The organism is Frankia sp. BMG5.60, from assembly GCF_059428125.1.
Genome location: NZ_CM182091.1, coordinates 233,195 through 259,815 on the forward strand (window position 1 = coordinate 233,195; position 26,621 = coordinate 259,815).

Consider the following 26,621-nt stretch of genomic DNA (forward strand, 5'->3'; position numbering starts at 1 on the left):
GCGCCTTCACTGTTCAGGGGTTGCCGGGCTCGGGGTTGCCGACGCGGCGCCGGCGCCGGGAGTGTCAGGTGCGGGAGTGTCAGGTGACGGTGTCGCCGTAGACGGCGGCGTGCAGGGCGGTGAGGTCGGTGAGGTCGGTCAGGACCGCGTCGGCGCCGGCGGCCGTGAGGGTCTGCGCGGTGGTGGCGCCGGTGGCGACCCCGACCGCCCGCACCCCGGCGTCGCGCGCGCCGCGGACGTCGTGCGCCGTGTCGCCGATGACGACGACGCGGGCCGGGGCGAAGGTGACCCCGTAGGCGGCCTCCGCCCGCTTGACGGCCAGGGCGACCAGCGCGGCCCGGTCGCTGTCGTCGTCGCCGTAGCCGCCGACGGTCAGGTCGAGCAGGTCGGTCAGCTCACAGGTGGCGAGCTTGAGCCGGGCGAGGGACGGCAGGTTCCCGGTGACCACCGACTGCACGACGCCGTCGCGGGCCAGGCTTTCGACGGCCGCCCGGGCGCCGGGCAGGACCAGGCCGGTCCGGCGCATCCGATCGTCGAGCGCGACGGCCGCGGCCGGTAGCGCCGCGTAGAACGCCGGTAGCAGCGACTCCGGCCGGTCGATCCCGTTCAGCCGCAGGGTGTCGACGACGATGGCCCGGTCGGTGCGGCCGGCGAGGTCGGCGATCTGGTCCGCGGGCCGGCCGGTGACCTCCTGGAAGGCGCGGGCGTGGAGCTCGCGGCCGAGCCCGGGGAACGACACCAGCGTGTGGTCGACGTCCCACAGGATCAGCGCAGGTTCGGCGGTCATCCGCGCACGATCTCACAGCTCGCCGCCCCGCGTGTTCCGGCGACGAGCAGGTCCCGACCCGGCCCGACGGCGGGGCCGGTCGGGGGCCGTCTCGGTCGTCGTCGCCGATCCTCGCCCGGCCGGATACGGTCGCCGGGTGCCCGATGCGATCTTCGCTCACCCCCGCCTCGCGCCCGTCTACGACGTCCTCGATGGAGATCGCGGGGATGTGCCGGCCTGAACCGGGCCGGCCTGTCAGGGCAGGAACGATTCGACGGCGTCGGCGGCGGCCTCGATTCCGCCGTGGGCGCGCAGCACGGACGCGACCCCGGCCAGCCGTCCGGCGATCTCGGCGTCGTCGGCGGCGGACTCGACGGCGGCGCGCAGGAGCTGCGGGCTGACCCGGTCGGCGGCGAGCTGCTCGCCGACGCCGAGGGCGGCGAGGATCGCGGCGTTGCCGAACTGCTCGGCGGCCAGCGGGATCGCGACCGTCGGCACCCCGAACCACAGTGCCTCCACGCAGCTTCCCATCCCCGCGTGGGTTACGAACGCCGACGCCGCGGCGAGCACGGCAAGCTGGGGGACGCTGCGGTGGGCCTCGACGTTCGCGGGCAGCGGGCCGAGGGCGGTGGGGTCGACGCGCCGGCCGAGCGCCATGACCACGTGCCAGCCGGTGCCGGCGAACGCCTCGGCGGCCGCCCGGTAGATGTCGGGCCGGTCGTTGTAGACGGTGCCGAGGGACACCAGCAGCACCCGGCCGGCGTCCGGCGGTGCCGTCCAGGTCCGTTCGGCCAGGCGTGCGGGGTCCAGGCACGGTCCGACGAACCGCACGCCCGGCCGGACCCGGTTCAGGTGCGGCTGCAGCACCGGGGGGATCAACGAGACGGTGGGCCGGTCGGCGCCCAGCCATTCCCAGGGGTCGCGGTCGAGGCCGTTGTCGCGCAGCCAGGCGCCGAACGCCGCGTGGTACTCCTTGCCCGGCACGGACGTGCGCAGCGCCGCCAGGGCCTCGGCGTTGTCCTGCTCGAAGCCGTCCCACGGCACCCAGGTCGGGGACAGCAGCACCGCGGGGACGTTCCACCGGGCGGCGAGCACCGGCCCCGCCTGCGCGGCGACGTCGTGGATCAGCAGGTCCGGCCGGTCGTCGTCGAAGTGGCGGGCGAGCGGCGGGAGGGTGGCGATCCCCTCGGTCAGGAACATCCGGGTGGCGAGTTCCGCGGCCGGGTTGTCCGGCCAGTCACCGTCCTCGGCGGGCAGCGTCGAGGGGTGGGTGACGGGCCGCGCGCCGGTCGGCTCCACCAGCCCGGCGAGCCGGTCGCCGATGGCGTAGCTGACCCGGTGGCCGCGGCGGACGAGTTCGGCGATGACGCCGAGGGAGGGGTAGACGTGGCTCGGCGTGGTGCAGCCGATCATGGCGATGTGTCGCGGGGTGCGCATCGTGTCCTGCCGATCAGCTTCGTTGTCGGGCGCGTCCGGTTCGTTGTCGTCCGGGCCGCCCCGCAGGTTGCCCGCCGACCCGGAAGAGGCTCCCGGTACGGGGGGTTGCACGGGTCATGACCACTCTCGGCAACATCGGCATCGCGAGTTCGACGATCGCCTTCAACCCGGACGTTCCCGCCGCCGTCGCGGCGGCCGCCGAGGTCGAGGGCCTGGGCTACTCGACGCTGTGGCTGCCCGGCGGCCAGGACAACAACGTCTCTCTCGTCGAGCAGGTCGTGCGCGGGACGGGGAGCCTGCTCGTCGCCAACGGCATCCTGTCCGTCGACCAGGTCCCCGCCGCCGAGGTCGCGGCGACCTACGCGGCGCTCGCCGCCGACCATCCCGGCCGCTACCTCGCCGGCCTCGGCGGCGCGCACGGCGCGGGCCCGCTGGGCACCCTCGGCGCCTACCTCGACGAGCTCGACGCCGCGCAGCCGGCGGTGCCGGCCGCCGGGCGCATCCTCGCCGCCCTCGGCCCGGCCATGCTCCGCCTCGCCCGCGACCGCGCGGCCGGGGGCGTACCCGTTCCTCGTCACCCCGCAGTACGTCACCGACGCCCGCGCCGTGCTCGGCCCCGACCGGACGCTGGCCGTGCTCGTCACCGTCATCCCCGACCGCGACCCGGTCGCCGCGCGCGGCGCCGCCCGCGAGGCGATCCGCTTCCTGACCACCGTCCCCGGCTACGCCAACAACCTGGCCCGGATGGGCTTCACCACCGACGACGTCGCGGACCTCAGTGACCGGCTCATCGACCAGGTCACCGTGTGGGGCGGCGTGGAGACCATCGGCAAGCGGGTGGCCGAGTACCTCTCGGCCGGCGCCGACCAGGTCGTGCTCCAGGTCAACGACGCGACCGGCGGGGAGCCCGAGTCCACGTGGTGGCGGCGCCTCGCCGACGTCCTGCTGCCCTGAGCCGGCCGGCCGGCGGGCCCGGCGGCGGGCATCACGCGCCGTGCTCGCCGGCGAGGCTGCGCTGGCCGGTGCGCAGCCGGCTCGCCTCGATCGTCGCCCGCCAGCGCCGGGTCGAGGGTGTGGCCGTACCGGGCGGCGGCGGACTCGGCGCGGCCGGAGACCTCCAGCATCAGCCGCTGCTGAGGCTGCCGTCAGACCGGCGCGGCCCGGTTTGGCGAGTCCATGTCCACCACGGCGGGCGCTGCCCCGGAACGCCGAAAACGAATCGCGTTCCTCTGTCGATATCGCATATTCGCCGCGATGGTGACCGGACTCGGCGCGGCATTCTCCCTAATCCAGAGATACCAGTTCTCGGGTGTGGAGCGGGCCGGCCGGATGGTGCACGGTGCGGACGCAGCATGTCCGTCGAGCCGGTGTCTGACAGGGCGTCGACGGCGGCTGCCCCGAAAGCGTGTGCTGCCGGGTGAAGGCCGCGTGGCGGGCCGTACTGACTGTCGCCGACGGCAAAGTATCGGCCGACTACGACGCGGCCGACTACGACGCGGCCGACTTCGGCTCGGCGGCCTTCGGGCCGCATAATGGACGCGTCCGGGCGCCGCATTCGGGCCTGTCGCCCGGAGTTGGGAAATGTGGTGCGAGGTCGGGTCCGGCCGGTCGACCGGGTCCACGGATACTGGTCGTCCCCGTTCCCCGAAGAAGGAGTTCCCACGTGCCGTCCCCGCTACGTCCCTACCGGTTCGCCGCCGCAACCGCCGTCGTGACCGGTGCCGCGAGTGGCCTGGGGGAGGAGATGGCCTACGAACTCGCCGGCCGCGGCAGCAACCTCGTGCTGCTCGACCGCGACGCACCGCGCCTGGCGGCCGTGGCCGCCAGGATCTGCGCCCGCCATCCGCGGCTGCTGGTCGACTGCCTGACCGTCGACCTTGCCGACGCCGACGCCGTCGACGCCGCGGCGGCCCGCGTGCTGGCCGACCATCCTGGGGTGACTCTGCTGGTCAACAACGCCGGCGTCGCGCTCGGCGGCGGCTTCGAACACCTCACGCTGGAGGAGTTCGACTGGGTGATGGACGTCAACTTCCGCGCGCCCGTGCGGCTCACCCGCCTGCTGCTGCCGGCCCTGCTCGCCAGCCCCGGCAGCCACATCGTCAACATCTCAAGCCTGTTCGGGCTGATCGGACCCCCCGGCCAGACGGCCTACTCGGCGAGCAAGTTCGCCGTGCGCGGCTTCACCGACGCGCTACGCCACGAGCTGGCCGGCCGCGTCGGCGTCACGGCGGTGTTCCCCGGCGGGGTGCGCACCCGGCTCGCCGAGACGGCCCGGGTGGCGCGGGCCGTGCCGAGCCACGAGGCGGAGGCGGGCCGCCGCGAGTTCGCGAAGATGCTCAGCTACCCGGCGGACGCCGCCGCCCGGGAGATCCTCGCCGCGGTCGAGGCCCGCCGAGGCCGCGTGGTCATCACCCGCCAGGCCAGGACGATCGACGCCGTCGCCCGCCTCTTCCCGGCGTCCCACATGTCGATCCTCGGCTACGTCCTCACCCGCGCCGCCCGCCTGACCGTCTCCGCTCGCCCCACCCCCACCAGCCCCACCCCCGCCAGTCCCACCCCGGAAGGTCCCGTCCCGGCCGGATCCGATCCCGCCAGTCCCGTCCCCGCCAGTCCCGTCCCCACGCTCACCGTCGGTGCCCGTCCCGATCCCGTGATCCCCGGCGCCGGCAGTTCTGCCCCCGCCATCTCCGTCGCCGGTGGCCCCGCCCTCGGCAGTCCCGTCGCCGGCAGCGAGGCCACCGCCGGGTGACGGGTGGTCCGCGCGGGGGACGACGGCTGGGCCGTGGACCGGTGGTGGACGCGTGGCGCCTGGGCGGCCGTCGCGGTCAGGCTTGCCGGACCAGTTCCAGGACCATCGTGAGGTCCCCGACCTCGGCGACGAGCGACGCCCCTGCCGGCCGTTGCCGGTGCTTGCGGTTCATCCAGACGACGGGAATGCCGAGCGCGTTGGCGCCGGCCACGTCGCAGGTCAGGGAATCGCCGACGTGCCAGACCTCGCCCGGAGCGAGGCAGGGCTGGCCGGGTCCGGGCTGGCCGGGTCCGGGCTGGCCGTGTGCCAGGTGGTCGAGGGCGAGCCGGAACGGTTCCGGTCGCGGCTTGTAGGCCCGTGCCTGCTCGCTTGTGACGATCGCGTCCACTCGGAGCCCGTGGGCGTCGAGCGCGGCGTCGAGATCGGCACGGTCGATGTCGGAGACAAGGCAGACCGACAGTTCGATCTCGGCCAGGAAGGCGGCGGCGCCGGGCAGGAGCGCCGGCCGACGCCAGTAGTCGAACAGCCGCCGGCTGAGCGATTCCTCGTCGGCGTCCGAGCCGAAATGCCGGATCGTCTCCCGCAATGACCGGCGTTCCAGCTCCCGCTGGGTGGCGAACGCGGGGCCCGTCGCGGCGGCGCACAACCGGGCGAAGGCGTCCGACCAGTACCGGCCGATCGTCGCCGGATCGCGCACGCGAGCCGTCGCGGTCTGCTCGATGCTGCGGCAGACCGCGGCCACCACGTCGTCGTCCTCGGCGACGACGGTGCCGTAGAAGTCGAGCAGGATCGCGCGCGGCCGGCTCATCCGTCTTCCCCCGGAAGGAATTGTGGGTGGTGCTGATCAGTGGTAGGTCGCCGGGTCGAGCCGACGGAAGCGGCTGTCGTTGGTCGAGCTGGCGACACCGCCCGCGTAGATGGCCTGGAACATCGTGAATCGTAGGTAAAGAGATCCTTGCCGTTGCTCGCGGTGATGAGGAAGGGCCTGCCGCGGTTGTCGACATTCTGGATCACCTCGCCGATGCACTCCCGGGCCGGCTTCAGGGTTTCATGAGTGGGTGAGGATCTCCGACAACGGCCGGACGGGTCGTGGAAGTACGTGCTGCGACCGCCGTTGTGGGGGTATTTCTCGTCGGGTGACCACATCCATCCCCGTCGTCGTCGTGCAGCTCCCACCCGAGTACCCGCTGCGCCGCGACCAGGGTGGAACTCACACCGAGCCCTGACCGAACACCCGAGGCGAGGGCGTTCAACTCCCCGTCAGACCGAACTCTGGCGGCGCTCCTCCGGCGTCGTCACACCGGTCCGTCGGGCCGCGTCTCCCACCCGGAGTCCTCCGGCGGCTCGGCATCCGGCCCGAACCCGGGCGCCCACACGGCCGGGATATGCGGGCAGCGCGTCACCGGCGGCTGCAACGTTACCTCCGGCAGGTCCTCCCTGCCCGCCGATCCCCGGGCAGACCTGCGCAGGTGCTGCGCCCGTGCTCGCCGGCAGGGCCCGCATGACGGGATGAGAGCGTGCACCTCGGGGGCGGGCCCGGTCGGGCCGTCCTCCGGCGGCTCGCTCATTTCGCATTCACTTGGCCTGTGCCGCTGCAACGCGGGCACCTGATCTGACTGGCGCCGTCGAACTCCTCACCGGCGTCCTGCTCTGCCGCCGGGTTGCCGACCATTCCGCTCCCGAGGCACTTCGGGCAGGTCAGCGTTCCGCGGTCGACGCTGTCCGCAGGGTCGCCCGTGTGGCCAGAGCCACCCCTTTTCTGTCCGCTGCGGCCGGTGCTGCTGCCTCCGCCGGTGTTGCCGCGTTTGTCGGTGTGCTTGCTGCCACCCCAACCCATGACTGCTCTCCGTTCACACCCGATTTCACACCGTGCCGATGGTAGCCCCTGGGTCTGCGCGAGCGGCAGGGAAAAGCCGGATCTGTCACCGGCCCGGCGTCACGGTCAGACCGCGCCGACCCAACGGCCGAGTCCAGCAGGTCGAGCGGATCGACGCGGGCGAGGTCACGCGTCGGGCCCGGTCCCGCAGAGGCCGCCGGCGTTCCCCGGCGATGAGCGGGTGGACCCATCATCGTCGGCGACGACGGTGCCGTAGAAGGCGAGCGGGATCGCGCGTGGGCGGCTCATTCGGCGGTGGGGGTGAGGATCTCCAGGAAGTGGCCGGAGGGGTCGAGGAAGTAGACGCCGCGGCTGCCGTTGTGGCGGTAGGTCTCGCCGGGGCGTCGCCGAGTGGGATCGGCCCAGTAGTCGACGCCTGCCTGCCGGATCCGGGCGAAGATCACGTCGAATTCCGGTTCGGAGACGAGGAAGGCGTAGTGCTGCGTCGGGATAGTGGGCTCGTCGCTGGTGGCGAAGTCGAGCGTGACGCCGTTGCCGGTGGCCACGGGCAGGAAGGGGCCGGTCGGTGTCCCGACCGACAGGCCGAGGATCTCCGCCAGGAACTCGGCGGATTCACGCCGGTCTCGGGCGACGACGATGGTGTGGTTGAGCTGGACGGACATCGTGCACCGCCTCCGCCAGCCAGTGTCCGCCGTCGTCGGCAGCGGCAACAGCCGAACAGGGCGAGGCCGGCGGCACCGTCAGCCGGTGGGGACGAGGAGCTGGGTGGTTGCCAGATCGCGGTAGAGCGGGTCGGTCTCCAGCAGCTCCGCGTGGCTGCCGACGGCGCGCACCCGGCCCGCCTCCATGACGATGATCTGCCGGGCGCCGACGACGGTGGACAGCCGGTGGGCGACGACCATCACCGTCGTCGTGCTCGCCGCGGCGGCGACGGTGTCGCGCAGCGCGAGCTCGTTGCCGGCGTCGAGTGCCGAGGTCGCCTCGTCGAGCAGCAGCAGCCGGGGCCGGCGCAGCAGAGCGCGGGCGATCGCGATGCGCTGGCGTTCACCGCCGGACAGGGTGCCGCCACGGTGGCCGATCCAGCCGTCGAGCCCGCCGGGCAGCGCCGCCACGAACAGCTCCAGTCGGGCCAGGCGCAGTGCCTCGTACAGGGCCTGGTCGTCGACGCCGGTCAGGCCGAGGGTGAGGTTCTCGCGCAGGGAGCCGGCGAGCACCGGAGCCTCCTGCTCGACGTAGCCGATCGAGCGGCGAAGCTGCGCCAGCGGCCAGTCCCGCACGTCGCGGCCGTCGACGAGGATCCGGCCGGTGGTGGCGTCGTAGAACCGTTCGAGCAGCAGGAAGATGCTCGACTTGCCGGCGCCCGACGGGCCGACGATGGCGGTCATCCCGCCGGGTGGGACGGTGAACGACACCCCCCGGTGCACCGGGGGCAGGTCCTGCCGGTAGGCGAACTCGACGTCGTCGAAGGCCACCGCCGCGCTGGTGGCCCGGCCGTTCGGGGCGGTGCTCGTGGTCGATGCGGGGCGCCTGGTCAGCGCGGTGCGGCGGACGACGGCCGGCCCGCGCCTGAACATGGGACCGCTGGCGGCTGGATCGCGGTGGGCGGCTGGGTCGCGGTGGCCGCGGGTGTTGCGGTGGCCGCGGGTGTTGCGGTGGCCGGCGGTGTCGCGGCCGGGGGTGGTGCGTCCCCGGTCCGCGGTGGGTTCGGTGGCCAGGTGCAGCACCGCGGAGATCCGTTCCGCGGCCGCCCCGCCCGCCTTGAACTGGCCCCAGGCACCGACCAGGGTGGTCACCGGCTGCGTCAGGAAGAACATGTACAGCAGGAACGCGATCAGGTCGGAGATCGGCAGGTTTCCGGCGGCGACCCGGGCGCCGCCGACGCCGAGCACCCCCAGGAACGACGCCTGCATGAGCATGCCGGCGCTCGCCCCGGTGCCCGCCTGCCAGGCGGCGACGCGCAGCCCCCGCCGGAACGCCGTCTGCGCCGCGTCGGCGAGCAGGCCGATCTCGTGACCCTCCGCCCCGGAGGCCTTGACGGTGCGCAGGGCGCCGAGGTCGCGGTCGAGCAGGGTGGCCATGTAGCCGACGGCGGCCTGTGCCTCGCCGGTGGCCTTCCCGATCCGCGCCGCCGACCAGCGCACGCTGGCACTCATCAGCACGACCGACGACAGCGTGACGCCGAGCAGGACGACGTCGATGAGCGCCATCATCACCAGCGCCCCGACCAGGGCGATCGTCGCCGTGCAGCTCGTCACCAGGGCCTGGGTCGTGACCTGGCGCAGCAGCGTCGTGTCGCCGACGAGCCGCGACATCAGATCACCGGGCTTGATCTCGTCGGTCGCGGACAGCCGCAACCGCAGGATGCGTTCCACCAGGCGGATGCGGACGGTCCGCACGAGGGTCTCCCCGACCGACTCGATGAGGAAGAACCCGGCGGCGGACACCGCCGTGCCGAGCAGGACCGCGACGGTCAGGACGCCGAGCAGCCGCCCGACCGGCTGGTCGGCGGTGAGCCGGGCCAGGATGTGCTGGGCGATGATCGGCTGGGCCAGCGACATCGAGGTGCCGAGCAGGGTGAGCACCCCACCGGCGAGCAGGACACGGCGCGAGCCCGCGGTGAAGTGGAGCACGAACCGCCCGGCCGGCAGCGGCTGGCGGCGCGGCGTGGCGGCGCGGCGGGCGCGGCTCATCCGACTGGGCTGCGCGCCGCGGCGAGGCGCTGCAGATGCTCGGCCGCGGCCGCGGCTCCGCCCGCCGCCCGGAACGAGGCGCCGACCCGGGCCGCGGCCGACCGGTAGCGGGCATCGTCGAGGACCTCGCGGACGGCCGACGCCACGATCGCCGGCGTGGCCCGGGCGAAGCGCAGCCGGATTCCCGCACCCGCGTCCACCACCTGCTGGGCGATGACCGGCTGGTCGTCCCGGATCGGCGCGACGACTAGCGGCACGCCGTGCCCGAGCGCCTCGCAGACCGTGTTGTGCCCGGCGTGGCAGACGACCGCCGCAGCCCGCGGCAGCAGGTCGACCAGCGGCAGGAACCGCGCGACGATGCCGCCGGCCGGCACGGCGGCCGGGTCGACGGCGCCCAACGGGTCGGCGATGACGGCCTGCACGCCGTCGCCGAGCGCGCGCAGCGCCGCCGCGCACGTCCGCAGGAACTCCCCGCTCACCCGGCCGTTGACGGTCCCGAAGCTGGTCACCACGAGCCGGCGGCCCGGATCGAGCCGCCCCCACGGGAACGCCTCGCCCACCGCCGCGCTGCCCTGTTCCAACCCGCCCTGTTTCGGCCCGCCCTGTTCCAACCCGCCCGGTTCCGGAGCGCCCGGGCCTGCCCCGAGGGGGTGGGGACGCGGCGGTGGCAGCGACGGGCCGACCCAGGCGGTCGGCGGCCCGTCCGGGCCGATGAGCGAGTCGCCGCCGGGTGGCCCGGCCAGCGCCTCAGTGGTGAACGCGAGGACGAGATGAGGGGACAGTCGCAGCGTGCGCGGCGTCGGCGGCCCGCCGGCCGCGGCCGGGTCGGGTCGGGCTGTGTCAGCGGTGCGGGCTGTGTCGCCGGTGCGGGCGATGAGCCCGTCGAGCAGGTCGTCGAACCACCGCTGGACCTTCGGGGTGGCGGCGAAGGTGTCCCGCAGCGGGCCCGACGTCGTCGCCGACGTCGCCCACGGCCGGCCCAGCCGCGTCGCCGCGAGCGGCCCGGCCAGCGCCTGCATGTCGCAGACCAGCAGGTCCGCCGCCGACCGGACGGCCGCCTCGAGCACCGCCGGGTAGGTCGCCTCGGCCAGCGGGACGAGGAACTCCTCCCACAGGAAGCGGACCCCGGCGTAGCCGCGCAGTTCGGCGCCGCGCACGTCGACGTCGACCGGCCCCGCCAGGCAGGGATGGATCTCGGCGTCGGGTCCGGCCAGCCGCCGCACGATGGACTCCTCGCCCGACCAGACCACCCGGTGGCCGCGGTCGCGCAGCCGGTCGGCCACGGCGACCAGCGGGGTGATGTGCCCGGCCAGCGGCGGCACCACGAACAGGAAGGTGTTCACGCCCCCTCGCCGGAGGGGACGCCCACCGCCTGGTGCCGGCGCACCCAGTCGATCGTCAGGTCGCGGACCCGCCGGTGCGACTCGACGAGCACCGAATGGTCCTGATCCGGCACTATCACCGTGTGGCAGTCGGGCAGGACACTCTGTAACAGGTAGGGGTCCTCCGCCTGGAAGCCGTCGCTGCCCAGGATGCTCAGCACCGGGTGGTGGATGCGGGCCAGGTCCTCCAGGTCGAGCAACGGGCCCTCCGGGATCTCGTCGGCCATCGACGTCTCCTGCAGGCGCCGGTAGGCCAGCCGGGACAGCCGGACGTAGTGGGAGCCGAAGGTCTTCTGCAGCCAGGCGTAGGTGTCCTCACGGCCGAGGTCGCGCCGGGTGTTCTCCAGCATCAGCCCCACCCGGTCGGCCCACGGCTGCGTCGGCGGCTCGGCCTCGATCGTGACGATGCTCGCCACCCGGTCCGGATGGGCGGCCGCGAAGGCGTAGGCGATCGTGCCGCCGAAGCTGTTGCCCACCAGGTGCACCGGTTCGTCGATGCCCAGGGCGGCCAGCAGGCCGGCGAGGTCGGCGACGAAGTCACCGACGGTGTAGCCGCGGGTGGGCCGCCCGCTGTTGCCGTGCCCGCGCAGGTCGTAGAACACCGCGTCGATGCCGGCGGCGGCCAGCGGGGCGGCCATCGTCAGGTAGAAGCTGGCCAGGCTGTCGGTGCCCAGGCCGTGCACGCAGACCAGCGTCGGCGCCGGGCCCGCGGGACGGGCCGGGTCGCCGGCGGCGGTGTCGGCGGCGGTGTCGGCGGCGTTGTCGGCACCGGCACCGGCGCCGGCGCCGGTGGTGGTGGTGGCGGCGGTGGCGGTGGGCAGTACGGGCTCGCCCCGCTCGTGGAGATGCTTGCCCCGCTCGTGGAGGTAGTGGAGGTCGTTGCCGTTGACGTCGATGATCGGCACGGTCAGTCCACGCCCGCCGGGGCGCCCAGCCGGGACCGGACGAACCCCACGATGTCGCCCACGGTGAGCGCGATGACCTCGGTGAGGTCCTTCTCGGCGAGGAACTCGGCGAGGCTGACGTTCTCGCCGTACCGCTCGGCGAGCATGCCGCCGAGCGTGACCAGGTCGATGCTCTCCATCTCCAGATCGTCGTGGAAGGCCGTGGTCATCTCGACGTGCACGTCGGCCAGGCCGTACTTCTCCAGGATGCGGGCGATCATCGCGCCGATCTCGGCGAGCAGCGTGCCGGACAGCTCGTCATCGTGCGTCATGGTGGGACTCCTCTCGACTGGCGGCCCCTGTCGTCCAGGCGACCACGTACCGGTGCCGCGTCCCCGCGGCGGCGTGCTCCTGCTGTGCGGCGGGCGCGTCGATCTCGGCGTAGGCCACGGCGTACCGCTGCGGCAGCGGCCCGCCCGCACCGTCCGTCCGGCTTGCACCGTCCGTCCGGCTTGCACCGTCCGCCCGGCCCGCGCCGTCCGGCCCGCCTGCATCACTCGGCCCGCTCGGACCGCCGGCCGCGCCTGTACCGTTCTGCGGATCGAGGCCGACCAGAACGGTCAACGTGCCGTCCGGACCCGCGGCCACGACCCGGGTGGCGGTGTGGCCGGCGGCTCGGGTCGCGGCCCGCCGGGCGGCGGCGAACCGAGCGCGCCAGCGGGACACCGTCGCCTGGTCATCCGTCGACTGGTCGTCCGCCTCGTCGTCCGTCGCCTGGTCGCGCCCGCCCAGCCGGCGCAGCAGCCGGTCCTCGGCGGGGTCCGCGACGTCCGGCCCGGCCGGGGGACGGGGCGCCCCCGGGTTGGCGCGGGTGGCGGGGTCGGCCGGGTCGATCCGGACGAGTGCGATGCCGACGCCGCCGCCGCTCGCCGGGGTCGCGGGGCGGGCGATGGCCACGGCCAAGCCGGCGTCGTGCGCGACCGACAGCGCGAAGGGCGCCAGCGCGCTGCCGTGGGCCCCGGTGATCGTCGTGGCGGCCCCGGCGGTGGCAGCCCCCGCGGTGGCGGCCCCGGCGGAGCCGATCATCGCATCGGTGACGTGCAGCTCGGCGGGGAACAGGGGGCCGTGGCCCGCCGCCCACAGCCGGGTGCGTACGGCGTCCTTCGCCGCGATCCGGCGCAGCAGCCAGGCACGCCGCGCCGGCGGCGAGGTCGCGTCGTGGTCCGCCCGCTCGGCGGCGCCGGTGACGCTGCCGAGGACCAGTTCCCGCGTGGCCAGATCGGGCCACTGCTCGGTGACGCGCACCCAACCGCCGGGCTGCGCCAGCGCGAACGGGTGCCGGTCCGGATGGCGGAACGCCTCGTCGAGCGCCGGATCGAGGCCGAAGCGGCGATCCACCCAGCCCTCGACCTCGGCCCATACCTCGGCGCCGTCGACGAGCTGCAGGTGGGCGTGGACCCACTGGTCGTCCACCCAGGTCACCCATGCCTGGCAGGTCACCGGGGTGCCCGGCGCCGGCTCCGGCCCGTACAGTCGCACCCCGCCGATGCGCACCGGGAACAGCACCAGCCCGTCGCGGGCCTGGGTGCGGATCCAGTAGCCGAGCAGTTGACCGGCGGCGTCGAGCAGCGACCCGGGTGCGCGGGTGCCGGTGAGCACCGCGCGCACGCCGTGGGCGCTGTGGCCGAGCAGGGCCGTCACGCCCTGGAACGCCGGGCCGTGGAACATCCACCGTTCCCGGTAGAAGTCCCGCGCGCTGATGATCGGCGGCTGCTCGGCGGCCGGGTCGACCGGCCAGCGCGCCGGCCGGGACGCCGGATAGCGGTCGGCGACGACGACCTGGGCGCTGGCGTAGCCGACGAACGTGACCAGCAGCCGCTCGGGCCCCACCGGTGCGATCCTGACCGCCACCTCCCGGGCGGGTGCGGCGGGCAGCCAGGCGTCGAAGCGGGCGTCGGCGAGGCCGACCGCGATCCGCCCCGACGCCCGCTCGGCGGCGTCCATCATCAGTCGGACGGTCGTCGTCGCCGCGACCACGGGCCGCCGGTCGGCGTCGTCGGGCCAGCCGGGGCGCTGCGCGTTGAGTGCGTGATCGAGCAGGTGGGGCATCGTCCGCAGGGAGACGCGCAGGATCGCCTCCCAGCCGGCGCCGGTCCGCGTCGGAGTGGTGAGCGCGGGTTCGGCCGGTCGCGGTGGTGTGGCCGGCGGTGCCACGGTCTCGCTGACCACGGTCTCCCTGACCGCGGCGTGCGGGGCTGCGGCATGCGGTGCTGGGACCACCCGTGCCGGGGCTCGCGGCGGTGCAGTCTGCGGTGGTGTGGTCTGCGGCGGCGAAGTGGTCTGCGGTGGTGTGGTGCGCGGTGGTGGGGTCTGCGGTGGTGGGGCGGCGAAGGCACTGGCCAGAACGGACGCGGCGGTCTCGGCGGTGTCGTCGAGCAGTGCCATGAGCTCGCCGGCCAGGGGGTCGCTGGCGGCCCACGCGGCCAGCGGACTCGCCGGCCGGGCCGGCTCCAACCTGGGCAGTGCCGCCGGGTCGAGGCGGACCGACGCCGCCCCCAGATCGAGGCGGACCAGCGGCCCGCCGCGGCGGCCCGTCGCCCCCGCGCCCCCAGCGCCCCGCGCGCCGTCCAGACCGCCCTTGTCGTCCAGACCGCCCGCTCCGTCTAGACCGCCCGCGTTGCCCGGGCCGCCCGCGTTGCCCGGGCCGCCCGCGCGGTCCAGGCCACCCGCGTCACCGAGACCGCCGAGACCACCTGCGTCGTCCGCGCCGCCTGCGAGGAAGCGGGCGGGCGGCGCGGCACCGGCGGTGGGGGTGTCCAGGACGGCGAGGTCGGGGTCGCCGTGCTCTACCCACAGGGCGACGGCCAGCCGGCGTAGCTGGCCGAGCCCGTCGCGTTCGGAGCTGTTCGCCGCGATCGTCAGGTGCGGCGTCGACTCCAGGGTGGCGTCGACAAGCCCACCGAGGCGTCCCGGGCCGACCTGCACGAACACCCCGACGCCGGCGGCGGCCATCGCCTCGACGACCTGCCGGAACAGCACCGGTTCGAGCAGGTGGCGGACGAACAGCTCGCGGATCGCGCCGGTGTCCTCCGGATACGGCGAGGCGGTCGTGGCCGACCACAGCTCGGTCTGCGGCGCTCGCCGGATCCGCATCCGTTGGGTGCGTTCCCGCAACCCGGCGAGGTAGGGCCGCAGCATCGGGGTGTGGAAGCCGGAGCGGAACGGCAGGATCTGCACGACGACGTTGCGCCGGCGCAGCCCGCGGGCGAGTTCGGCGATCCGTGCCGGCGGCCCGCACACCACCGTCTGCGCCGGGGCGTTGTCGTGGGAGAGCACGACCCCGGGGTGGTCGGCGATCGCGGCCAGCGCGTCGTCGTGCGAGCAGCTCAGCGACGCGTAGTCCACCTCGGGCACGTCGCCCTCGTACGGGTCGGCGCCGAAGATGTCGGCGTCGACCTCCGCCTCGTCGAACAGGCCCGCGGCGAACATCGCGCTCCACTCGCCGATGCTGTGCCCGGCCACGGCGTCCGGCTCGACGCGCAGCCGGCGCAGCGTCCGGTCGAGCACCCGGCTGGCGGCCAGCACGCTGCTGCCGTGCGTGCCCAGGCCGTCGGCGGACAGCCGCGGCAGCGCGAACCCGAAGTGCGAGCACACGTCGTCGAGCCGCGGGGAGAACTCGGCCTCCAGCCCGGGGAAGACGAAGGCGACCCGTGCCGGCTTCGGGCCGGCGAGCAGGCCGGACGCGCTGTACCAGACCTCGCTGCGACCCCGCCAGGCATCCCAGGCCCCGGTCCGGGCTCCGCCGACGGCGTGCCGGGCGGCGGCGAGCCGGCGCGGGGTGGGGTGGACCAGACCGAGGCGGGCGCCGGGACCTGTGTACGCGGGTGGCCCACCGGCCGTCGCACGCAGGGTCGCGTCGTCGGCGTCGAGCTGGCCGGCGAGCTCGCGCGGAGTCGCCGCGGCGAAGCGGAGGATGACGTCGGGTTCGCGGACCGTCGCCGCCGGGACCGTCGCCGCGCCGCGCTCCGCCGCGCCGCGCTCCGCCAGGCCGCGCTCCGCCAGGCCGCCCCCCGCCGTCCCGCCCCCTGCCAGGCTGCCCTCGGACGTACCGCCCTTCGCCGTGCCGCCTGCCGCCGTGCCGCCTGCCGCTGTGCCGGCTCCCGCTGTGCCGCCTGCCGCCGTGCCGGCTCCCGCTGTGCCGCCTGCCGCCGTGCCGGCTCCGGCCGCGGCGGGCGCAGCGGCCTGACCCGCGGAGGCCGGGTCCCGCCGCGCCCCCGGCGAGCCGGCCCCCGCGGGGGATCCAGGTGCGCCGGCCCCGGCACGTGCCGCGGTGGGCGGCGGCGCCTCCTCCAACAGCACGTGGGCGTTCGTCCCGCCGAACCCGAAGGCGTTCACGCCGGCGCGGCGCGGCCCTGCGCTCTCCCACGGTGCGGCCGTCAGCAGCGGGCGAAACCGCGTTCTGGCCAGCGCCGGATGCGGATCCTCGCAGTTCACCGCCGGCAGCAGGACACGGTTGTGCAGGGCCAGCGCGGCCTTGACCAGCCCGGCGACGCCGGCCGCCGCCATCGCGTGGCCGATCATCGACTTGACCGAGCCGAGGACGCCGACGTCGTCCCGGTCGCTGCCGAAGACCTGGGCCAGCGTCGCGAGTTCCGCGGCGTCCCCCGCCGGCGTCGCGGTGCCGTGCGCCTCGATCATGCCGACCGAGTGCCGGGCGCGCGGGTCGAGTCCGGCCGCGGCCCAGGCCCGTTCGACGGCGAGGGCCTGCCCGGCCGGCTCCGGGTTCACCAGGCCGCCGCCGCGCCCGTCGCTGGACGTCCCGGTGCCGCGGATCACCGCGTACACCCGGTCGCCGGCGCGCTGGGCGTCGTCGAGGCGCTTGAGCACGACGACGCCGGTGCCCTCGCCGATGAGGATCCCGTCCGCGGCGCGGTCGAACGGCCGGCTCTGCTGGCGCGCCGACAGGGCCCCGAGCTGCGCGAACGTGCTCCACAGGGTGATGTCGTGGCAGTGGTGGACGCCGCCGGCGAGCACCGCGTCGCAGCGCCCGGCGGCGAGCTCGGCAACCGCGCTGTCCACGGCGATCAGCGACGAGGCGCAGGCCGCGTCCACCGTGTACGCGGGGCCGCGCAGGTCGAGCCGGTTCGCGATCCGGGACGCGGCCAGGTTCGGCACCATCCCGATGGCGCCGTCCGGGCGCTGCGGGCCGAGCTGGTCGGTGAAGGCCGCCCGGATGCGGTCGAGCTCATCGGCGCCCAGGGCGGGCAGCAGCGTACCGAGGGTGGACACGAGCTGGTGGGCGGTGCGCAGCCGCTGGTCGAGGCGGGCGAGGCCGGCGCCGAGGTAGCCGCCGCGGCCGAGGATGACGCCGACGCGGGCCGGGTCGCCGAGCCGGGTCGCGCCGCCGGCGTCGTCGATCGCATTCGCGGCGACCTGCAGCGCGAGGAGCTGGTCGGGTTCGATGCCGGCGACGTCGGCGGGCGGGATACCGAAACGCAGCGGGTCGGCGTAGGCGTACTCGTCGACGAACCCGCCGCGGCGGCAGTAGATCCGTTCCGCGTGGGGCTCGGTGGCGCCGGCCGGGTCGTAGAACTGGGGGTCCCAGCGGTGCGGCGGCGCCTCGCTGATCGACTCGATCCCGCCCAACAGGTTCTGCCAGTAGGCGGCGAGGTCCGGTGCACCCGGCAGAAGCACCGCCATGCCGACGACGGCGATCGGTGGCTGGCGCCAGCCACCGGCGGCGGGGTCGGGCGGCGCGATGGCCCGGGGCGGGCGCGCCGGTGACGAGGGCGGGGCCGGCGAGGGCGTCATCGTGGTGGGGACTCCTTGGACCGGGAGGGACGGGTGGGACTCGGGGCAGGTGGGGCCGGGGCGGTGAGCCGGGCGCGACCTGGCGGGAGGCGGGCCCGGGCGGCGGTGAGGGCGGGGTTTGCGGGCAAGAGGGGGCTGCGGCGAGGGCGGGGCTGCGGCGAGGGCAGGGCCGCAGCGAGGGCAGGGCCGCGGTGGCCGGCTACCAGCCCGAAGCCGAATAGACGACCGCGGGCACGTCGCGGGGCCCCCAGGCGAGCTCGCGCAGCAGGCACAGGTGACCCTCGTCGGGGTCGATGAGGTCCACCCCGCGGCGCGCGAACTCCGCCTCGAGCCCCGGATCGACCATCCCTGGATGCGCGGCCGACGGTGCCCACGGACCCCAGTGCACGGTGATCGTCCGGGTGTCCCGGTGGCGGGCCCAGGCGGCTCCGAGGGTCTCCAGCGCGTCGTTCGCGGCCGCGTAGTCCCCTTGGCCGCGGTTGCCCAGGACGCCCGCGATGCTGCCGAAGAAGGCCAGGAACCGGGGCGCGACGGGCAGTTCGGCGAGTGCGGCGAGCAGGGTCCGGGCTCCGGCGACCTTGGTGTCGAACACCCGCCGGAACGACTGCGGATCCTTGTCCGCGACGAGGGCGTCCTCGATGACCCCGGCGGAGTAGACGACGCCGTCGAGGCGGCCGTGGCGGGCGAAGACCTGCTTGACCGCCTGCTGGACGGCGTCGGCGTCGAGGACGTCGAGCTGTCGGTAGCGGGCCTGGCCGCCGCGCGCCTCGACGTCGGCGAGGGTCGCGGTGATCTCCCGCCCGGCGAGGATGGCGGCGACCGCGCGGCGCGCCTCGCCGGGCGTGCGGTGCCCGAGCTCGCGCACCGCCTGGATGAGGCCGGCGCGGTCGACGATCCCCGCGGTGCGGGGATGCTCCGGGGCCGGCGGCGCGGTGCGCCCGGCGAGTTCCAGCCGGCAGCGCGCGGCACCTGCGAGCAGCGTCGTGAACCCGGCGGTGATGCCCCGGGCCCCGCCGACGAGCAGGATGACGGCGTCGCGGTCGAGGCCGAGCGCCTCGGCCTCCGCCGCGCCGTCGGCGGCGGGCCCCGCGCCGGCCGCGGCCAGCGGCCCCGGCGGAACCGGCGTGAGCTGTTCGCCGAGCTGGGCGCCGCCGCGGTGGACGACGACCGCCCCGGCCCCGGCGGATCGGCCGAGCTCGGCGACCAGGATGTCCGCCGCCGCGGTGGCGGCGTCAAGCTCGACGAGCCGCACCAGCCGATCCGGGTATTCCCTCGCCAGCGTCCGGAACAGCCCGCGCAGGCCGGCGGCGCGCTCGGTGGGCAGCGCCCGCCCCGGTCCGGTCGGTCCGGTGGGGCCGGTCGGTCCGGTGGGGCCGGCAGGTCGCGCGGAACCAGCCGGGTCGGCGGGGTCGGTCGGGTCGGTCGGGTCGGCGGCGAGCGGGCTCGCGGCGAGCACCCAGCGGGGCCCGGCACCCAGCGCCGCGCGGATCGCCGCGAACGTCTCCGGCAGCTCCGGCTCGCCCTCGGCGCGACCCCAGCCGCACAGGTAGAGCAGCCCGTCCAGCCGCTGCGGCGGCGACTCGGCCAGCTCGGTGGCGGTACGCGCGGTGACCGTGGCTCCGAGGTCCGCCAGGCGGGCGACCACCGGGTCGGCGACGTGGTGCACCGTCACGTCGCCGAACACCGTCCAGTCCGTGCCGGTGAGGTCGACCGTGTCGGCGATCAGCGGCGCGGGGACGGTCGTGAGCACGAACCGGGTCGGCGCCCGCCCACCACCGCGCCCGCCGGGCTCGCCTGGGCCGGAGTCGACGACCGGCGTAACCGTCCCGGTAGCCGCCGCGGGTGCCGTGGCAGTGGGGAATGCCGTGGCAGTCGGGAATGCGGTGCCTTTCGGGAGTGGCGTGGCTGTCGGGAGTGCTAGGGCTGTCGGGAGTGCTAGGGCTGTCGGGAGTGCTGGGGCCATCGGGAGTGCTGGGGCTTTCGGGAGTGCTGGGGCTTTCGGGAGTGCTGGGGCCGTCGGGGATGGCGAGGACGCGCCGGCTGCTGGGGGTGCGGTGGGTGTGGCGGGGCCGGGTCCTGCGGCGCGATCGGCGAGCCAGGTGGTGATGGCGCGGACGGTGCGCAGCCGGCTGAGTTCCTCGACGGCGCGGGGGCCGAGTGCGTCGGTGAGGTTGAGCCGTTGGGTGAGCAGGCCGGCGATCTCGGTGCGTTTGATGGAGTTGACCGACAGGTCGGTCTCGAGGTCCAGGTCGGGTTCGATCATCTCGGTGGGGTAGCCGGTGCTGCCCGCGAGCAGATCGAGCACGATGCCCTGGAGCTCGGCCTCCCCTGGTACGGCCGCGGTGGCCGGCGCCGCGGTGGTGTCGGCTGCCGGGGTGCGCTGGGCGAGCCAGGTGGTGATGGCGCGGACGGTGCGCAGCCGGCTGAGTTCCTCGACGGCGCGGGGGCCGAGTGCGTCGGTGAGGTTGAGCCGTTGGGTGAGCAGGCCGGCGATCTCGGTGCGTTTGATGGAGTTGACCGACAGGTCGGTCTCGAGGTCCAGGTCGGGTTCGATCATCTCGGTGGGGTAGCCGGTGCTGCCCGCGAGCAGATCGAGCACGACGGCGCCGACGTCGACCGTCGCGGGACCGCCCCCGTTCCTGGCCTCCGGGCTGGCCCCGCCGTTCCCCGCGCCGGCTTCGACGTCCGCCGCGCCGGCCTCGCCCTTCCCCGCGGCAGCTCGGCCGTCCGCTGCGGCAGGTCGGCCGTCGGCTGCGGCAGGTCGTCCGTCACCGCCGCTGGGCAGGCCTTCCGTCTCCGCCGAAGCGATGTCCGCTGGCAGGCCCACCGCCGGTGCCGTCATCGCCACCGTGGCGGGGCTCGCCGGCGTCACCAGGCCGGCTCCCGCCGGGGCGGCCGGGGCGCCCAGATAGGACAGCAGGACGTCGCGTTGGGCGGCAAGCATGTCCCGTGCGGTCGTGAGGAAGTGGCCGACCAGAGCCTCGCGGGTCGGCGCGCCCGCGGCCAGTCCCGCGGCGGTCTCCTGTGCGAGCGTCCCAGGCTGTGCGAGCGTCCCAGGCTGTGTGAACGCCGCCTGTTCGAGTGACCCCGGCTGCGCGAGCGCGGCGGGCAGGCTGGCTACAGAGGCCTGGGCGAGCGTCGCGGGCTGTCCGGATACCGGCGTCCGGGCCGGTGCCGCCGGCCGCGCGGCCGCCACCGGTTGTCCAGCGGCCGACCATCCGGGGATGCCCGCGTGGTCGGCCGGTGCGTGGGGGACCCGCCGGGCCGGTGCGAGCCCGCCCGGCAGCGGCTCGCCGTCCGCGGTCAACACCGCCCGGCCGGTCACGCTCCACCGTGGGCGGACTGGCGGCCGGCTGCCCCGCAGGTCGGCGGCGTCGCGTCCCTCGACCAGCCAGTCCGGGTGCAACGCCACCCCGGCCACGGCGAGCTGCGCCACCGCGTCGAGGAATCCGCGCAGGCCACCGCGGCGACCGTCGCAGGCGACCGCGACGTGCGGGCGCTCGCCGAGAATCTCGTCGACGAGCCCGGTCAGCACCCGACCGGGACCGGCCTCGACGAACACCCGTGCCCCGGCGGCGTACATCGCCTCGATCTCGTCGACGAACCGGACGGGCGCGCCCATCTGCGCCGCGAGCTCTGCCCGCACCGCCGCGCCCCCACCCTGATCCGCGGCGCCACCCTGATCCGTGCCCCTACTCGGATCCATGCCCCTACTCGGATCCGTGCCTCCGCTCGGATCTGTGGCGTCGTTCGGATCTGTGGCGTCGTTCGGATTCGCTTGGTCGTCCACCTCCGCGGCGGCGTTCCGATTGGTGTGGCCGTCCGGGTTCGTGTGGCCGTCCGGGTGCCCGTCCGCGTCCCCGGGCGTGCCGGTCGCCGGCCTCCCGCCGGCCTCCACCGCGGCCGGTTCGTTGCCGCCGCTCGGGCCGGCGACGGGGTAGGCGGAGGCGGTGCGGTTCGCCCACACCGGCAGCCGCGGCGCCGTCACCCGGGTTCGGGCGAGGACCTCGGCGAACCGGTCACCGGCGGCGGCGACCAGTGGGCTGTGGAACGCGCACGCCACCGGCAGCCGCACGGCCCCCAGCCCGGCCGAGCGCAGCAGGGCGATGGCGCGCTCGACGCCGGCCGTCGCCCCGGAGATCACCGACTGGGTGGGGGCGTTGTGATTGGCCACGACCACCTCGTCGGCGAGCCCGGCGTCCGCGAGCACCGCCTCGATCCTGGCCGCGCCGGCACGCACCGCCGCCATCGTTCCCGGATCACTCACCCGCGCGGCAGGATCGGAACCGTCGCCGCTGCCCACCGCATCCACCGCAGCCATGATCGACTGTCCGCGGGCGGCGCTGAGCTCCAGCAGCGTCTGCGGGGCGAAGGCACCGCCGGCGGCCAGCGCCACCAGCTCCCCATAGCTGTGCCCGGCGAGCAGGTCCGGTTGTACACCGAGCCGGGTCAGCAGGTGGTGCACGGCGAGCCCGGTGATCCCGAGCGCCGGCTGGGCGACCCGGGTGTCGCGCAGCCGCGCCTCGGCGTCCGCGCCCGCTTCGCCGTCCACCGCTGTGACGAACGCGGACGGCGGATGCAGCAGGTCCGCCCAGGAGTCACCGGCCCGCAGGTAGTCCTGCAGCTCAGGGAAGGCGACGAACAGCTCGGCGAGCATCCCCGGCCGCTGGCTGCCCTGCCCGGGGAAGAGCACCGCCACCTGCCCCGGCGACGACCCGTCGGATCCGCCCAGCCTGTCGGATGATCCGCCCAGCCTGTCGGGCCCGCTCGGCCCGCTCGGCCTGGTCGCGGCGGAGTCGTCCTGGGCCGGGGCGACGAGGGTCGGGGCGACGAGGGTCGGGGCGACGAACAGCCCGTGACCGGGGCGCGCGTCCGGGGCCGCCGTCCGGGCCAGCAGGTCGGCGAGATGATCGAGGTCGTCGGCGACGAGGGCGAAGCGCACCGGCCCGCGGCGCTCCCCCGCCATCCGCGCCGCGGTCGCCGCGAAGTCCCGCAGCGCCCACGGCCGTCCCGCCGCGTCGTTCGCCGTGAGCAGGCGGCGCAGCTCCTCGACGGCCTCCCCAGCGGCGTCGAGGTCCGTTCCGCGGATCAGCAGCAGCTCGGCGGGCCAGCGGTCCAGCGCGTGCCGGGCCCCGGCCGTCGCAGGATAGCCGGCTACCACGGCGTGGTAGTTCGCCCCGCCGAATCCGAAGGCGCTCACCGCCGCGACCCGCCGCGCCGGCGGCACCGGCCACGGGCGGGCGGTGTCCGAGAACGAGAACGGGCTGCTCGCCGCGTCCCAGGCCGGATTCGGCTCGCGCACCCCCAGGGTCGGCGGGCGCACGCCGTGATGCAGCGCCAGCGCCACCTTCACCAGCCCGGCGAGGCCGGCGGCCGTCTTGGTGTGGCCGATCTGCGACTTCACCGAGCCGAGCGTGCAGGCCCCCGGCGCCGCGCCCGCGGCCGTGAACACGTCCGTGAGCGCACCGAGTTCGGTGCGGTCGCCGACGACCGTGCCGGTGCCGTGCGCCTCCACGAGGCCGACGTCGGCGGGGGAGACCCCGGCGGCACGGTAGGCGCGTTCCAGCGCCATGCGCTGCCCGTCGGCCCGCGGTGCGGTCAGGCCGAGCGACCGCCCGTCGCTGGCCGCGCCGAGCCCCTTGACCACCGCGTACACCCGGTCGCCGTCGCGTTCGGCGTCGGCGAGCCGCTTGAGCACGACGCAGGCGACGCCCTCGCCGAGCGCGGTGCCGTCCGCCGAGGCGTCGAACGGCCGGGGCGCCCCCGTGGCGGACAGCGCGCCCACCGAGGAGAACATCAGGTAGTCGAGGATGCCGTTGTGCAGGTCCGCGCCGCCGCAGAGCATCACGTCAGCGGTGCCGAACCGCAGCTCCTTGCAGGCCATGTCCAACGCGGTCAGCGACGAGGCGCAGGCCGCGTCGACGACGTAGGCGGGGCCGCCGAGGTCGAGGCGGTTCGAGACGCGGTTGGCGATGATGTTGCCGAGGATGCCGGTGAACGTCTCCTCGGTCACCCTGGGTAGCTGTTCGTCCAGCTCGGCCGGCACCCGGCCGTAGTAGGCGGGCAGCAGCCCGCGCAGGGTGATGGCCGCGGACAGGTCACTGTTCGTCTCGGTGCCGAACACGACACCGGTGCGGGAGCGGTCGAAGGCCGTGGGGTCCAGGCGGGCGTCCTCGAGCGCGCGCCGTGCGGTCTCCAGGGCGAGGAGCTGGACCGGTTCGATGCTGGTCAACGCGGACGGGGGGATGCCGTAGCGGAGCGGGTCGAACGGGATTCGCGGCAGGAATCCGCCCACCTTCGACCGGGTCCGCTCGCCGCTGGGGTGCCCGTGACCGCCGTCGCCGGCGTCGAAGTAGATCTCGGGATCCCACCGGTCAGCCGGCACCGGGCCGATCGCGATCGCTCCGGCGACGATGTTCGACCAGTAGCTCGCGAGGTCGGGCGCGTCCGGGAAGACGCAGGCCATCCCCACGATCGCGACGTCCAGCGGGCCGGGGTCGGGCGCGCTGGACATGGACATGGAGCTCGTGGCCGCGGCGGTGGTGGACCTGGCGGTGGTGGAGCTGGCGGTGGTGGGCATGGCGGTGGTGGGCATCCGGGTCGGGGACATCGCGGTCGGAGACGGGGTGGATTCGGCCATGCGGGTGCCGGTCAGCCTGCGGATCCGGCCTGCCTGGTCGGCGAGGAACCGGCGGGCCCGGATGGTGACGTCGTCGTGCAGGTCCGCGACGGTGGTCGCGGTCGCGCGCAGCACGGCGACCTGGCCGGCCATGAACAGGCCCTCGGCTCGCTGGCGTTCGGCGTCGACGCGGAGCAGCTCCTCGCCGCGGCGCTCCAGGCCCTTGCTCGCCAGGCGCAACCGTCCGACGTTGAGCTGTTCGAGCCGCTCCCATGCCTCATGGTCTGCGACGCCGTCCGCGCGCAACTGTGCGCGCAACTCGTCGAACCGGTCGACGAACGGGCTGGTCACGCAGCGAGTGAGGTGGCCCGGCGCGGTCGCCAGCAGCGCCGTGGCGCGGGCCCGCAGCGCCTGGCGCTGGAACTCCGCGCCGATGGCGCCGTCGCGGACCGCCTCGCCGGTGAACAGGTAGGCGGTCCCCATCAGCAGGCCGACCTCGACGCCGCGGGCGGCCAGCGGCCCGGCCAGCGCGGCGACCATCGCCGCGGATCGGGCGTCGTGGATGCCGCCGGCGAACAGCACCTGGACGGGGGCCCGCCGACCCGCCGACCCGTCCCTGTCGTCGCGGCCCCTGTCGCCGAGGTCCCTGTCGTCGAGGTCCCTGTCGTCGAGGCTCCCGTCGTCGAGGTGGTCGAGCAGGACGCCGGCCTGGGCTTCCCACAGCGGGAAGCTGCCACGGGGGCCGACGTGACCGCCGCACTCGGCCCCCTCGAACACGAACCGGCGCGCCCCCGCGGCCAGGTACTGGCGCAGCAGGGTGGGGGAGGGGACGTGCAGGAAGGTGGGGATCCCGAGCCGTTCGAGCTCCACGGCCTGGCCCGGCCGGCCCCCGGCGATGATGACGCACGACGGCCGGATCTCCCGGATGGCGTCGAGCTGGGCGGCCCGCAGGTCCTCGGCGACGAACCCGAGGACGCCGACCCCCCAGGGCCGCGCGCCCAACGCGTCGCGGGTCTCGGCGAGCAGCCGACGGGCCTGCTCGCCGGTGGCCAGCGCCAGCGCGAGGAACGGCAGCGCGCCGTCGCCCGCGACGCTGCGGGCGAACGCCGGCGAGTCGCTGACCCGGGTCATGGGCCCCTGCGCGACGGGGCGGGTGAGGCCCAGCGTGGTGCACAGCGGCGAGTCGCCGGTGAGGATCGCCGCGGCGGCCGCAGCCTCGGCGCCGCCGGCGGTCGCGGCGATCGCGCGGCGCACCGCCCTGACGGCACGCGCCGCCGTGCCGTACCGCTCGGCGAACGCGCCGGCGAGGTAGCCGTCCTGGCCGACCGGTAGGAGCCGCCCGCCGCCGCAGCCGCCGAGCCGGTCCAGCACCCGCTCGGGCGGCCAGGTCGCGGCGTCGCCGTGGGTGCGGCGGTCCGGCGCGGACTGCAGGACCCGGTGGCCGGCGGCGACGACGGTCTCGGTGCCGTCCATCCGGCGCAGCACCGCGGCGGTCTCGGCGGGCACGTCGGACTCGGCGAGCAGGGCGAGCTGGCTGTCCAGCACGACGCCGGCCGCGCCGCCCACGACCGCCGCCGCCGCGGTGCGCACCCCGATCCCACCCCAGCTCCACACCGGCAGGTCCCGGCCGACGCCGTCGAGTAACTGCTGGAGCAGGACGAACGCGCCGAGCTCACCGACCCGGCCGCCGGCCTCGTTGCCCCGAGCCACCAGCCCGTGCGCCCCCGCGGCCGCGGCCGCCCGGGCCTGTTCGACCGTCGTGACCTCGACCAGCCGCCGCGCGCCCGGCAGGGCGGCGAGCTCCGCCCGGCGCGGACCGTCTCCAGAACCCCGGTTTCCTTCGTGCCGGTCAGGGTCGTGCCGGTCAGGGTCGTGCCGGTCAGGGTCGTGCTGGTCAGAGCCGTGCTTGTCGGGGTCGTGCTTGTCGGGGTCGTGCTTGTCAGGGTTGTGCCGGTCAGAGTCGTGCTTGTCGGGGTCGTGGCGGTCGGGGTCGCCGCGGTCCTGCCGGCCGAGGTGGCGCGTGTCCTGACCGGCGGCCTCGCCGCCGCGGGGACCGACGCCGGGCGGTGGCGCCGGGAGCAGGACGAGGCCGATGCGGTCGGCGAAGGCCGCGAGATCCTCCGGTGCGACCAGACCCGGGTGCGCCAGCCGGATCCCGAACCTGCCGGTGACCATGCGCGCCGTGGTGTGCAGCGCGGCGAGCGCGGCGACCGGGTCGCGACCCAGGTCGAGCACGCCCCAGGCGCCGGCGTGGCACAGTGCCGCGACCAGCCGGGGATCGGGCTCGCCGAACGGACTCACCCCGAGGACGAGGTCGCGCCGGTGCCGGGCCGCGGCGGGCGCCGGGACCGGTGCCGGCGAGGTGCCCACCGCGGCGGCGGGAGGCTGCGCGCTTGCCTGCATGGACTCACTTCTCCAACGATGATCGGCCGCCGGGCGGACGGCC

At 75.5% G+C, this 26,621-nt stretch carries 13 protein-coding genes; 3 read left to right on the plus strand and 10 right to left on the minus strand.

Annotated elements, in window-relative coordinates; all coding sequences use genetic code 11:
- Positions 1-79 precede the first annotated feature (79 nt).
- Complete coding sequence (locus tag AC5R91_RS00970; protein WP_495395165.1) at positions 80-787, minus strand: HAD family hydrolase; 708 nt, start codon at positions 785-787, stop codon at positions 80-82.
- A gap of 234 nt (positions 788-1,021) precedes the next feature.
- Positions 1,022-2,314, minus strand: coding sequence for a macrolide family glycosyltransferase (locus AC5R91_RS00975; protein WP_495395166.1), 1,293 nt, complete (start codon positions 2,312-2,314; stop codon positions 1,022-1,024).
- A gap of 5 nt (positions 2,315-2,319) precedes the next feature.
- On the opposite strand from AC5R91_RS00975, the gene AC5R91_RS00980 reads away from it, so the two are divergent.
- From AC5R91_RS00980 to AC5R91_RS00990, 3 genes are all read left to right on the plus strand, one after another.
- Complete coding sequence (locus AC5R91_RS00980; RefSeq protein WP_495395167.1) at positions 2,320-2,985, plus strand: LLM class oxidoreductase; 666 nt, start codon at positions 2,320-2,322, stop codon at positions 2,983-2,985.
- Positions 2,948-3,157: a hypothetical protein gene (locus tag AC5R91_RS00985; RefSeq protein ID WP_495395168.1), complete on the plus strand. Its 210-nt coding sequence runs from the start codon at positions 2,948-2,950 to the stop codon at positions 3,155-3,157. The genes AC5R91_RS00980 and AC5R91_RS00985 overlap by 38 nt, the downstream gene beginning before the upstream one ends.
- 709 nt (positions 3,158-3,866) lie before the next feature.
- The gene (locus tag AC5R91_RS00990) at positions 3,867-4,952 is read left to right on the plus strand and encodes an SDR family NAD(P)-dependent oxidoreductase (RefSeq protein WP_495395169.1); all 1,086 of its coding nucleotides are present in this window, start codon (positions 3,867-3,869) and stop codon (positions 4,950-4,952) included.
- A 76-nt stretch (positions 4,953-5,028) separates the two neighbouring features.
- On the opposite strand, the gene AC5R91_RS00995 is transcribed toward AC5R91_RS00990, so the two are convergent.
- The 8 genes from AC5R91_RS00995 to AC5R91_RS01030 form a co-directional block, all read right to left on the minus strand.
- Positions 5,029-5,760 carry an HAD family hydrolase gene (locus AC5R91_RS00995; RefSeq protein WP_495395171.1) on the minus strand — a complete coding sequence of 244 codons (732 nt, stop codon included), beginning with the start codon at positions 5,758-5,760 and terminating at the stop codon, positions 5,029-5,031.
- A 1,313-nt stretch (positions 5,761-7,073) separates the two neighbouring features.
- Positions 7,074-7,451, minus strand: coding sequence for a VOC family protein (locus AC5R91_RS01000; protein WP_495395172.1), 378 nt, complete (start codon positions 7,449-7,451; stop codon positions 7,074-7,076).
- 78 nt (positions 7,452-7,529) lie between these two features.
- Positions 7,530-9,479: an ABC transporter ATP-binding protein gene (locus AC5R91_RS01005; RefSeq protein WP_495395173.1), complete on the minus strand. Its 1,950-nt coding sequence runs from the start codon at positions 9,477-9,479 to the stop codon at positions 7,530-7,532.
- Positions 9,476-10,822, minus strand: a complete 1,347-nt coding sequence (locus AC5R91_RS01010) for a glycosyltransferase (RefSeq protein ID WP_495395174.1) — start codon at positions 10,820-10,822, stop codon at positions 9,476-9,478. The genes AC5R91_RS01005 and AC5R91_RS01010 overlap by 4 nt, the downstream gene beginning before the upstream one ends.
- Positions 10,819-11,766 carry an alpha/beta fold hydrolase gene (locus AC5R91_RS01015; RefSeq protein ID WP_495395175.1) on the minus strand — a complete coding sequence of 316 codons (948 nt, stop codon included), beginning with the start codon at positions 11,764-11,766 and terminating at the stop codon, positions 10,819-10,821. Before AC5R91_RS01015 ends, AC5R91_RS01010 begins: the two co-directional genes overlap by 4 nt.
- Positions 11,767-11,768: 2 nt before the next feature.
- The gene (locus AC5R91_RS01020; RefSeq protein WP_495395176.1) at positions 11,769-12,077 is read right to left on the minus strand and encodes a phosphopantetheine-binding protein; all 309 of its coding nucleotides are present in this window, start codon (positions 12,075-12,077) and stop codon (positions 11,769-11,771) included.
- Positions 12,064-17,556: a beta-ketoacyl synthase N-terminal-like domain-containing protein gene (locus AC5R91_RS01025; protein ID WP_495395177.1), complete on the minus strand. Its 5,493-nt coding sequence runs from the start codon at positions 17,554-17,556 to the stop codon at positions 12,064-12,066. The genes AC5R91_RS01020 and AC5R91_RS01025 overlap by 14 nt, the downstream gene beginning before the upstream one ends.
- 199 nt (positions 17,557-17,755) lie before the next feature.
- Positions 17,756-26,578: an SDR family NAD(P)-dependent oxidoreductase gene (locus AC5R91_RS01030; protein ID WP_495395178.1), complete on the minus strand. Its 8,823-nt coding sequence runs from the start codon at positions 26,576-26,578 to the stop codon at positions 17,756-17,758.
- Between the last annotated feature and the right edge of the window lie 43 nt (positions 26,579-26,621).

What these genes read in the sequence shown, in the direction of transcription:
- AC5R91_RS00980 (WP_495395167.1), top strand. Translation starts at nt 2,320, where the DNA reads ATGACCACTCTCGGCAACATCGGCATCGCGAGTTCGACGATCGCCTTC.
- AC5R91_RS01005 (WP_495395173.1), bottom strand. Translation starts at nt 9,479, where the DNA reads ATGAGCCGCGCCCGCCGCGCCGCCACGCCGCGCCGCCAGCCGCTGCCG.
- AC5R91_RS01030 (WP_495395178.1), bottom strand. Translation starts at nt 26,578, where the DNA reads ATGCAGGCAAGCGCGCAGCCTCCCGCCGCCGCGGTGGGCACCTCGCCG.
- AC5R91_RS01020 (WP_495395176.1), bottom strand. Translation starts at nt 12,077, where the DNA reads ATGACGCACGATGACGAGCTGTCCGGCACGCTGCTCGCCGAGATCGGC.
- AC5R91_RS00985 (WP_495395168.1), top strand. Translation starts at nt 2,948, where the DNA reads ATGGGCTTCACCACCGACGACGTCGCGGACCTCAGTGACCGGCTCATC.
- AC5R91_RS00970 (WP_495395165.1), bottom strand. Translation starts at nt 787, where the DNA reads ATGACCGCCGAACCTGCGCTGATCCTGTGGGACGTCGACCACACGCTG.
- AC5R91_RS00995 (WP_495395171.1), bottom strand. Translation starts at nt 5,760, where the DNA reads ATGAGCCGGCCGCGCGCGATCCTGCTCGACTTCTACGGCACCGTCGTC.
- AC5R91_RS01000 (WP_495395172.1), bottom strand. Translation starts at nt 7,451, where the DNA reads ATGTCCGTCCAGCTCAACCACACCATCGTCGTCGCCCGAGACCGGCGT.
- AC5R91_RS01025 (WP_495395177.1), bottom strand. Translation starts at nt 17,556, where the DNA reads ATGACGCCCTCGCCGGCCCCGCCCTCGTCACCGGCGCGCCCGCCCCGG.